10 protein-coding genes and 1 pseudogene (1 of these 11 running past the window's edge) are annotated in these 8,914 nt (G+C 38.1%); 8 read left to right on the top strand and 3 right to left on the bottom strand.

Annotation, left to right across the window (positions count from 1 at the left end):
* Positions 1-85: 85 nt before the first annotated feature.
* Positions 86-583: a GNAT family N-acetyltransferase gene (locus V7164_RS10845; protein ID WP_335354078.1), complete on the bottom strand. Its 498-nt coding sequence runs from the start codon at positions 581-583 to the stop codon at positions 86-88.
* 130 nt (positions 584-713) lie between these two features.
* On the opposite strand from V7164_RS10845, the gene cls reads away from it, so the two are divergent.
* The 8 genes from cls to V7164_RS10805 all read left to right on the top strand — a co-directional run bounded on the left by cls (position 714) and on the right by V7164_RS10805 (position 8,146).
* Positions 714-2,225, top strand: coding sequence for a cardiolipin synthase (gene cls, locus V7164_RS10840; protein ID WP_335354077.1), 1,512 nt, complete (start codon positions 714-716; stop codon positions 2,223-2,225).
* A 115-nt stretch (positions 2,226-2,340) separates the two neighbouring features.
* On the top strand, positions 2,341-3,267 hold the full coding sequence (locus V7164_RS10835; protein ID WP_335354076.1) for an alpha/beta fold hydrolase: 927 nt from the start codon (positions 2,341-2,343) through the stop codon (positions 3,265-3,267).
* A gap of 48 nt (positions 3,268-3,315) precedes the next feature.
* Positions 3,316-4,707, top strand: a complete 1,392-nt coding sequence (locus V7164_RS10830) for a TldD/PmbA family protein (protein ID WP_335354075.1) — start codon at positions 3,316-3,318, stop codon at positions 4,705-4,707.
* 2 nt (positions 4,708-4,709) lie between these two features.
* The gene (locus V7164_RS10825; protein ID WP_335354074.1) at positions 4,710-6,068 is read left to right on the top strand and encodes a TldD/PmbA family protein; all 1,359 of its coding nucleotides are present in this window, start codon (positions 4,710-4,712) and stop codon (positions 6,066-6,068) included.
* 39 nt (positions 6,069-6,107) lie between these two features.
* Positions 6,108-6,647: a GNAT family N-acetyltransferase gene (locus V7164_RS10820; protein WP_335354073.1), complete on the top strand. Its 540-nt coding sequence runs from the start codon at positions 6,108-6,110 to the stop codon at positions 6,645-6,647.
* 218 nt (positions 6,648-6,865) lie between these two features.
* Positions 6,866-7,189 (top strand): hypothetical protein, encoded by a 324-nt coding sequence (locus V7164_RS10815; RefSeq protein WP_335346763.1) that lies wholly within the window; start codon positions 6,866-6,868, stop codon positions 7,187-7,189.
* Between the two features lie 187 nt (positions 7,190-7,376).
* Entirely contained in the window at positions 7,377-7,709 is a 333-nt protein-coding gene (locus V7164_RS10810) for a hypothetical protein (protein WP_335346764.1), read from the top strand.
* A 50-nt stretch (positions 7,710-7,759) separates the two neighbouring features.
* A complete protein-coding gene (locus tag V7164_RS10805; protein ID WP_335354072.1) occupies positions 7,760-8,146 on the top strand; it encodes a hypothetical protein in 387 nt (128 codons plus the stop codon).
* Between the two features lie 83 nt (positions 8,147-8,229).
* On the opposite strand, the gene V7164_RS10800 is transcribed toward V7164_RS10805, so the two are convergent.
* The gene (locus tag V7164_RS10800) at positions 8,230-8,871 is read right to left on the bottom strand and encodes a Bax inhibitor-1/YccA family protein (RefSeq protein WP_335354071.1); all 642 of its coding nucleotides are present in this window, start codon (positions 8,869-8,871) and stop codon (positions 8,230-8,232) included.
* Positions 8,872-8,903: 32 nt separating this feature from the next.
* Positions 8,904-8,914: pseudogene (mscL, locus tag V7164_RS10795) on the bottom strand (large conductance mechanosensitive channel protein MscL); it runs 361 nt beyond the window's last position.

Below are 8,914 nucleotides of genomic sequence, written 5' to 3'. Positions count from 1 at the left end.
GAGAATTCACGAATAACGGAAACCAGAATCTCCATCTGATGCAAAACATTCATATGATATGCACTTAAAGAACATCACCAAATTTTCATAAATACAACACCATATGCTCCTCATCGAAATACACATTCCCGATTTTTAACGCTTTTTTATCCCTTCCAAATGTTTCGAAACCAAAAGAATGGTATAGTTTTTTTGCAGGTTCATTTGTCGCCTCAACCGTTAAATAAATTTGTTCGATCTCGTTTAACTCTTTCGCCTTTTCTATTGCCGCAGCTATTAATTGTTTTCCAATGCCCATTTTACGCTTTTTAGGTGAAACGTACATTGCAAATATATTCGCCCGATGTTTAAGTTTCAATTTGGATTCTTTAAACAATGTTACCGAACCGATTAAAGCATCATCCTCAAATGCACCGAAAGTAAAGGAATCCCCTGATTGAAATCTTTCTCCATATACTTCAGCGGGATTATCTTTCTCTTCTTCATAGCTGGAAGCAAAGGCTGAAGGATGATTTTTTAATGCAATTATTCTTAAATCACGATAAGCGTCAGCATCATTTGGATTTAAAAGTCTAATATACATAAATTCACCTCGTGGACTCTAATTCTATTTAGTGTACATTAATCCCAAGTTTTTTCATATTTAATTTTGGGTATATAGGAAATAATAGGCATACAGTTTTTACTACTTATGAGTCATGGAGAACGATGAGATGAGAAAGCGCCGGTTGGAGTTTTTAATTGCTTTTGTTTTAATACTTTCCCTATATATGATCCTTTTCGGCCATTACGGCTTGGAAGTCAAAGCCGTGATTTCACTGTTATATTGTTCAGCGCTCGCGATTAGTATATTTTCCTTAATGCTAGAGAATCGATCTCCTCAGCATACCCTTTTATGGGTATACGTTTTAATTTTTTTCCCTGTTTTAGGATATCTATTTTATTTATTTTCCGGACAGCTTTATTTAAAAGGATATCTTTTTAAAAGTAAGCGAAAAAGGGATCGAGATGAATGGAAGAAGCTTTTGCAGCAGGAATCTTCCCCTGATTTTTCATTTTTACAAGATACTCAGCATTCTTTTTTAAAGTATGCAAGCAATGCTTCTCCTACTCCGATAAGTACAGCTTCACGAGCATTTATATTAAAAGATGGTGAAGAAACATTTTCTGAAATTAAGGAAAAACTGAGTGAAGCGGAAGTTTTTATTCATATGGAATACTATATATACCGATCCGACCGTCTTGGTAAGGAAATTATTCAAATCCTTATTGAAAAGGCGCGAAAAAACGTAGAGGTTTTGTTTATGGTCGATGCAGTCGGGAGCAGAAAAATAGATGCAGAAGATATACAGGCTATGCAGAAGGCCGGGATAAAAGTAAAGTCATTTTCCCCATTAAAGTACGGCTTTTTTAATCAAAAGATTAATTTTCGCAATCATCGTAAGATCATTGTGATCGATGGAAAGGTTGGCTTTGTAGGCGGTTTGAATGTTGGTGTAGAGTATCTTGGTGAGGATAAAACGATCGGATTTTGGCGTGATACTCATATGCTGCTTAAAGGGGAGGCTGTGTATTCCCTTCATACCGTCTTTTTACTTGATTGGGAATATGTCAGTGGGGAAAAGCTTCTTGGGAAATATACGTCATATAAATCAAAAATAGAAGAGGATGTCCTAGATGGTGCGGTACAAATTGTAGCGAGTGGTCCAGACACTCAGCAGGGGCTTATGAGTGATTTTTATTTTTCCATGATTTCCTCAGCTACTAAGTCGATCTGGATAGCGAGCCCCTATTTTGTACCTGATGAAGCCATTCGGACTGCATTAAGAGTTGCTGCTGGAAAAGGAATAGAGGTTCGAATCATGGTTCCGGAAATTAATGATGGTTTCCTAACCCAATATGCAAGCAGATCCTATTTCCCTGAGCTGCTTCGTTTTGGGGCAGAAATATATTCTTATAAGAAAGGATTTTTGCACCAGAAAATTATAATTATTGATGGCAATCTTGCTTCGCTGGGAACGGCAAATATGGACATGCGCAGTTTTCACTTGAATTTTGAAGTCAATGTATTCCTGTATGGCACAAGCTCCATCCGGGAACTCGTAGCCCATTACGAAGAAGATATGGAATATAGCGAAAAAATCAGTCCTGTTCAATATTTCAAAAGAGGTTTTGTTGAAAGATCGAAGGAGTCATTTGCAAGACTGTTTTCAGGGGTTTTATAAATTGGAGCTGCTTAGACAGCTTCTATTTTTTTGAAAAAAATTTAAAAATCCCACTTGAACCTCTCGTTACGTGATCTTTTACAATGAAGGTAACAACGATAAAGGGGATAGGAAAATGGAAGAGAGAGTATTTCGGTTAATAGATGGGCGCAAATTAGATTATATCGAATACGGTAAAGCGGAAGGAATTCCAGTGATGGTTTTTCATGGAACTCCTGGGTCCAAAATATGGTTTAGAGATGATAGTGAGATAACAAAATCCGGACTGAGACTCATCGCAACAGACAGACCTGGCTTTGGAACATCCGATCCGAAGAAAAATTGGAGCCTGCTTGACTGGGCATTTGATGTCGGGGAATTAGCGGATGAACTTGGTCTTGATCGTTTTTCAGTTTTAGGTGTATCAGGTGGAGGAGCTTTTGTGGCCGCTTGTGCATACCAAATACCAGAACGATTAAATCATGTTTCCATGATTTCAAGTGTAGCTCCTTTTGACAATGGAAAACCGCCAAAAAGTATGGTGAAGGAGAATCGAATTGCGTTTATCTTAAGTAAACATGTACCTTGGCTAGTCAACTATTCTTATAAAATGCAAAAGAAGATGATGGGGCAGAAACCGGAAAAATTTATGATTTCAATGAAAAAAGGAAATAAACATTTAGGCGAATGGGACCTCCAATTCATTCAAACGGATGAGCAGATTAAGGATATGATGGCACACTTAATGGGGGCTCTTCAAGTAAGAACTGACGGGGCAGTTGATGAAGTCAAATTGCTGTCAAGGCCATGGGGATTTCAATTAAGTGATATACAAATCCCGGTTCATATTTGGCACGGGGAGGGTGACCGGATGGCTCCTTTTGATGAGATAAAGAAAGTGTCGCAAGCGATACCTGAAGCTGTTTCTCACTTTGTGCCTGAAGCGGGACATTTCTTGGCAGATGATGAAACGGTCTGGGAGGATATTGTCAAACAAATCAAAGCAGACCACGAAGATATCGAAACCCACAATAGTAGTAAAAATAGGAAAAAACTAATATAATATTATTGTTTGATGGTTTTGAATAGTCTGATCAAAAGGGGGAGTTTCATGCTTTCAACATCTGTCATTGAGGATGTCCTTGCCGCTGCGCTTGCAACCGGCGGTGATTTCTCTGAAGTGTTTGTCGAGGACCGATATACGAATAACCTGACCCTTCAGAGCGGCAAAATTGAAAATAGTTTGTCAGGCAGGGATTTTGGGATTGGAATCCGGGTTTTTAAAGGTTTACAAAGTGTCTATACGTATACAACCGATGCATCAAAGGAAGGATTGTTAAAAGCAGCTAGAAATGCAGCCCATGCTATTACTGGAAATGAGATTATCCAGCCACAGCCTCTTGTTAAAGAGATTATTAAGTGCGGACATCCAATTGAAATAAATCCGAAAGATACCGAAAAATTCCGCAAAGCGGATGTGATGAAAAAGGCTTATGAAATAGCAAAAAACTATCACTCTAGTATTCAGCAGGTATTAATTCGTTATATAGACGAAGAGCAAAATGTACTGATTGCAAATAGTGAAGGGAAATTGGTTGAGGATAAGAGAGTGAGGAGCAGATTGGCGATCCAATCCATTGCCTCTGACGGCAGCCAAATTCAGCCTGGCTTCTACGGTCCGGGTGCTCACAAGGGATTTGAGTTTTTTGAAAATCTAAATCTTGAGCATTATGCGAGGGAAGCCTCTCGGATCGCTGTGACAATGCTAGGTGCCGAACCATGTCCAAGTGGGAAGTTCCCGGTCATTATTGATAATGAATTTGGCGGGGTTATTTTTCATGAAGCTTGCGGACATGGACTTGAGGCTACATCTGTTGCGAAGAATAACTCTGTTTTTGCGAATCGGATAGGCGAAAAAGTTGCTTCAGATGTCGTTACATATATTGATGACGGCACACTAGAGAACGAGTGGGGATCGATTACAATCGATGATGAAGGTGAAAAAGTGCGAAAAAATGTCCTCATTGAAAATGGGATATTAAAAGGTTACTTGATTGATAAATTTAATAGCCGAAGAATGGGCATGCCATCAACGGGTTCTGGCAGAAGACAATCCTACCGCTTTGCTCCGACTTCCAGAATGACGAATACCTATATAGCGGAAGGCAAATCCACTCCAGAAGAGATTATCGCTAATACGGAGAATGGAATTTATGCTAAATATATGGGGGGCGGTTCCGTTAATCCAGCAACCGGGGACTATAATTTTGCGGTAATGGAAGCATATACGGTGAAAGATGGTAAGCTAGGCAAACCGCTAAAAGGGGCTACATTAATTGGAAACGGTGCGGAAACATTAAAGCTTGTCGACATGGTCGGCAATAATTTAGCTCATGGCGAGGGAATGTGCGGCTCTTTAAGCGGAAGCATCCCAGTGAATGTTGGCCAGCCAATGGTTCGGGTAAGTGAAATGACGGTTGGCGGCAGTAAGGAGGCTGAGTAAGGATGATGATCCAGGATTTTAAGCAAAAGCTTTTTTCACTCGGTGAGCAGCATGGTTTTTCTGATATGGAGCTTTATTATGAAAAAGAGGAGAAATTTAGTTGCAGTTTGTTTAAAGGCGAGCTGGATTCCTATGAAAGCTCTGAGATAGCTGGCTTCTCGTTTCGGGGTATAATTGATGGGAAAACAGGCAGCGCGTTCACCGAAAAGCTTGATGAGGAATCCGTATTATTTTTAGTAGAAAGTGCCAAGGAAAATGCCCTAATTTCTGAGGAAGAAACAAAGGAAGAGATGTTTGCTGGAAGCGACTCTTACTATGAAGGAAGTTTTTATTCAAATGAACTGGAGAAAGTAACTATTCCAGAAAAAGTAGAACTACTAAAGACAATCGAAAAGCATATCTATGCCTATGATGAAAGAGTAACAGGGACGAATTATTTTATGCTGGAAAGTGCAGATTCAGAGAGAACCATCATAAATAGCAAGGGTCTAGAACTGAAGGAAAGGCTTAACCATATTGGTCTGTTTATTTCTGTTGTTGTGAAGCAGGGGGATGAAATTAAAACAGGTTTATATATAAACGTGACAAGGGATTTCTCCTCTTTAGTTCCTGAAGAAATTGCCAAGTATGCTGTTGAAGAGGCTCTTTCACAGTTAAATGCGCAAACGGCAGTTAGTAAACGCTATCCGGTAATATTACGAAATACCGCAGCAGGAAGTCTCCTGCAAACCTTTTCGCCGATTTTTTCTGCCGAAAATGCACAAAAGGGCCAGTCTCTTTTAAAAGAAAAGGTTGGAGAGGTCATTGCTGTTCCTACATTACAAATTGTAGATAATCCATTTCTTGAAAATGGGTTATTCAGCAAAACCTTCGACAGTGAAGGAATGGCAACAGCTAAAAAGGATATTGTCAAAGATGGAAGACTTGTTACACTTCTTCACAATCGGAAAACAGCAGAGAAAGCAAATGTCGAGTCAACGGGGAATGCCTATAAATCTTCCTATAAAGGATCTTTAGCTATTTCCCCAACGAATTTCTATATTACCCCTGGCCATAAAAGTTTAGATGAGCTAACTTCATCGTTAAAGGAAGGCATCATCATAACGGATTTGGAAGGGCTGCATTCTGGTGCAGACTCGGTTTCAGGTGATTTTTCTTTAGCTGCCAAAGGGTTTTATGTAAAGGATGGCGAAATTCAGTTTGCTGTCAAACAGATGACAATCGCCGGGAATTTCTATGAGCTATTAAACAGCATTGAGCAAATTGGATCTGATCTTGACTTTTCATTCTCTTTTGTCGCTCCAGGTTATATCGGTTCGCCATCCCTGTTAATAAAGGAACTGGCTGTAACAGTAGAATAATAGTCGTTAAGAAACTCTTGAATAAAGGTGTGTACGAGTATGGAGCTTTTAGACGGAAAACGAATCATTTTACGCTCTTTAACACTGGAAGATGCGGAAAAGATTGAAGAATATGCAAGTGATTACGAGATAGCGAAAACGACTTTATATATACCGCATCCGTATCCGAAGGGCTCTGCAAGGGATTTTATTGCCAAGGTTCTAGAGGCAGAACAAAAGGGGGAAGCGGTCACTTTTGCCATTATCAGCAAGAAGGATCATGGTTTTATAGGCCTCATTAGTATTGGTAAAGTAATGGAGCATCGCCGCGGAGAGCTTGGCTATTGGGTTGGCAAACCATTTTGGGGGAATGGGTATGGAACGGAAGCAGCGAGACTGGTCATTAAATACGGTTTTGAAATATTAAACCTGAATCGTATTTATGCAGCAGCATTTACAAGCAATCCTGGTTCGTGGAGAATTATGGAAAAATGCGGAATGAAGCACGAGGGAGTTTTCCGGAATCATGTTGTTAAAGACGGAAAGGCCATTGATTTAACTTATTATAGTATTTTAAAAGAGGAGTACATGAATTACTAATCACAAGTTTTTGGAAATTAAATAAAATCATGGATTTACTCAAAAATTTATCATTATTAAACTTAAAAAAAATTTTTAATAATTATCTCTCATAGGTTTTTCCTGTGGGAGATATTTTTATGAATAAATGGGTAAAAAACCTTGGTGATTAGTCTATTCATGATAGTTGTACACGAATATATTGTTTATTAAGTACACCGAAGGGAGATGAAGGTAGAATGACTAGATCTTTTGATGATAATGGAAACCAAGATTTTTTTAGGAGTTCAAACAGAGGGAATCGTCGAAACACAAATGTTGATGTGGATGTAGACTTTGACACAGATATTGATAATAGGTTAAGAAATAGGTCAAATTCTGAAGCTGAAGCAGATGTTCGTAACACTGATAAAAATACGAATATTGCTCGAAGCTTAATCACAAATTCAGGAAATTCGAGAGTTGACATTACACTGAATAGCAGAAGCAACGCTCGTGTTCGGTCAGAACAAGAACAGGAAAATGATCAAGACCAAGATATTAATGTAGATATAGATGATTAATGTATAAATAATTCTAACTCCACTCAATAGTTTATTAACAGTATAAATTGCTTTTTTAGCAGTGAAAATTATTATTTTACTGCTAAAAATCTTTTTGTCTGTACTCAGATAGTTAGGCGTGTATGAAAGGGGTATTTTTACACGCCTACCATAAAAGTTTTATTAGATCAGAAAGGTGGAAGTTAATATGAGGAGAAGGAGACGGAAATCCCATTTTGACAATGATAACTTTGTGAGCGCGGGAGGAAACCGCAGAAACAATACAAACACAGATGTAGATCTAGATGTGGATTCTGATTTCGAAACCGAATTACGTAATAGATCAGAGTCTGAAGCAGATGCTAATGTTAAAAATACGGATAAAAACACAAATGTGGCTCGAAGTACAATCCATAATTCTGGTAACTCTAGAGTCGACATTAGATTAAACAGCAAAAGTAATGCACGTGTAAGATCAGATCAGGAGCAGGATAACGACCAAAATCAAAATACTGATATAGATGCTGATTTTGATTTCTAATATAAAAGGTGGGATTATTAAGTCCCGCCTTTATTAGGATAGGTGATGGTATGAGTTCAAGAAGGCCAGCAAATAAATATATTTCCCGTTTCATGAATTCAAACGAAGAAAATGACATAGAGATAAATAACATTGAAGAAAATAGGAATAGTGCTGAAGCACGATCAAAAGAACAAAATACAATTAAAATAAACAACGAGAGTAAAAATTCGATTGGGCAAAGTGGAAACTCAGATGTGGATTTGCAGGTAGATGTTCATGTTGATACGACTGCTATAGGGTTTGCAATACTTTGTTCATTACTAGCAACCAAACAAATGAGCAATTTAGAATTTGAGCAAGCGGTAAAAAGGCTGGAAGAAATCACTAAGAAAAAGGATATTATTTTCACGGATTCAAACAATCTTTCAAATGTTAAAATTTTTAAAAAACGATAAAATAGAGTGGATCATAACTTCCACTCTATTTTTCTATGTGTTTATATTGATTAATTTAGTACAAACACAGCCAGTATAAGAATTTAGTCTCTGCTTCCAAGAATACCGAAAATACGCAGTATATTAATGAATAAGTTAATAAAATCAAGATATAAGTTTAGAGCCATTAATGGAACTTCCTCAGCTGTTACACCGTATCTTTTCATACGATTAAAGTCAAAAAGAACATATCCGCTAAATACAAGCACACCAATGAATGAGAAAGCAAGCATTCCTGTTGAGCTAAGCGGCCAAAAAATATTAAAGATCGAAATGGCGATCAATGCAAACAAAGCAGCCATCAGCATACCGCCCAGGAAGGTCAGATCACGCTTTGTTGTTGAAGCATAAATCGCTAAGCCTGTAAAAATGGTAGTTGTTGTCGCTAATGCAAGCAAAACCGGGTTCGGGCCGATTGTTGCAAGATAGTGAGAAATAATCGGGTAGGTTGTCATTCCCGAAATAAATGTAAAGGCGAATAGGAACGAATAAGACATAGCCTTTTTTCGGCGTATTATAAATGCAAAAAGGAGCATTCCTATTTCAAGAATAATGAGCGGCAAAAACATAGCCGGTGGTACAAAAACTCCCGCCATTGTGCCAATAAAGGCAATTCCTAATGAAATCGCAAATGTTCTTAAGACAGCAGGAAGATGACTATGGTTTGCTGTTTGTTGCATATACATGATGCTTCACCCCATAAATTTTTTCTTAATAATTATACGTTTG

Source organism: Bacillus sp. JJ1474, assembly GCF_036965225.1.
Taxonomy (GTDB): domain Bacteria; phylum Bacillota; class Bacilli; order Bacillales; family Cytobacillaceae; genus Cytobacillus.
The sequence above is the reverse complement of the archived record's forward strand: the minus strand, read 5'-3'. Positions and strand labels throughout refer to the sequence as shown.

Coding starts and splice junctions, on each gene's coding strand:
- V7164_RS10845 (WP_335354078.1), bottom strand. CDS start 583: ATGTATATTAGACTTTTAAATCCAAATGATGCTGACGCTTATCGTGAT.
- cls (WP_335354077.1), top strand. CDS start 714: ATGAGAAAGCGCCGGTTGGAGTTTTTAATTGCTTTTGTTTTAATACTT.
- V7164_RS10835 (WP_335354076.1), top strand. CDS start 2,341: ATGGAAGAGAGAGTATTTCGGTTAATAGATGGGCGCAAATTAGATTAT.
- V7164_RS10830 (WP_335354075.1), top strand. CDS start 3,316: ATGCTTTCAACATCTGTCATTGAGGATGTCCTTGCCGCTGCGCTTGCA.
- V7164_RS10825 (WP_335354074.1), top strand. CDS start 4,710: ATGATGATCCAGGATTTTAAGCAAAAGCTTTTTTCACTCGGTGAGCAG.
- V7164_RS10820 (WP_335354073.1), top strand. CDS start 6,108: ATGGAGCTTTTAGACGGAAAACGAATCATTTTACGCTCTTTAACACTG.
- V7164_RS10815 (WP_335346763.1), top strand. CDS start 6,866: ATGACTAGATCTTTTGATGATAATGGAAACCAAGATTTTTTTAGGAGT.
- V7164_RS10810 (WP_335346764.1), top strand. CDS start 7,377: ATGAGGAGAAGGAGACGGAAATCCCATTTTGACAATGATAACTTTGTG.
- V7164_RS10805 (WP_335354072.1), top strand. CDS start 7,760: ATGAGTTCAAGAAGGCCAGCAAATAAATATATTTCCCGTTTCATGAAT.
- V7164_RS10800 (WP_335354071.1), bottom strand. CDS start 8,871: ATGTATATGCAACAAACAGCAAACCATAGTCATCTTCCTGCTGTCTTA.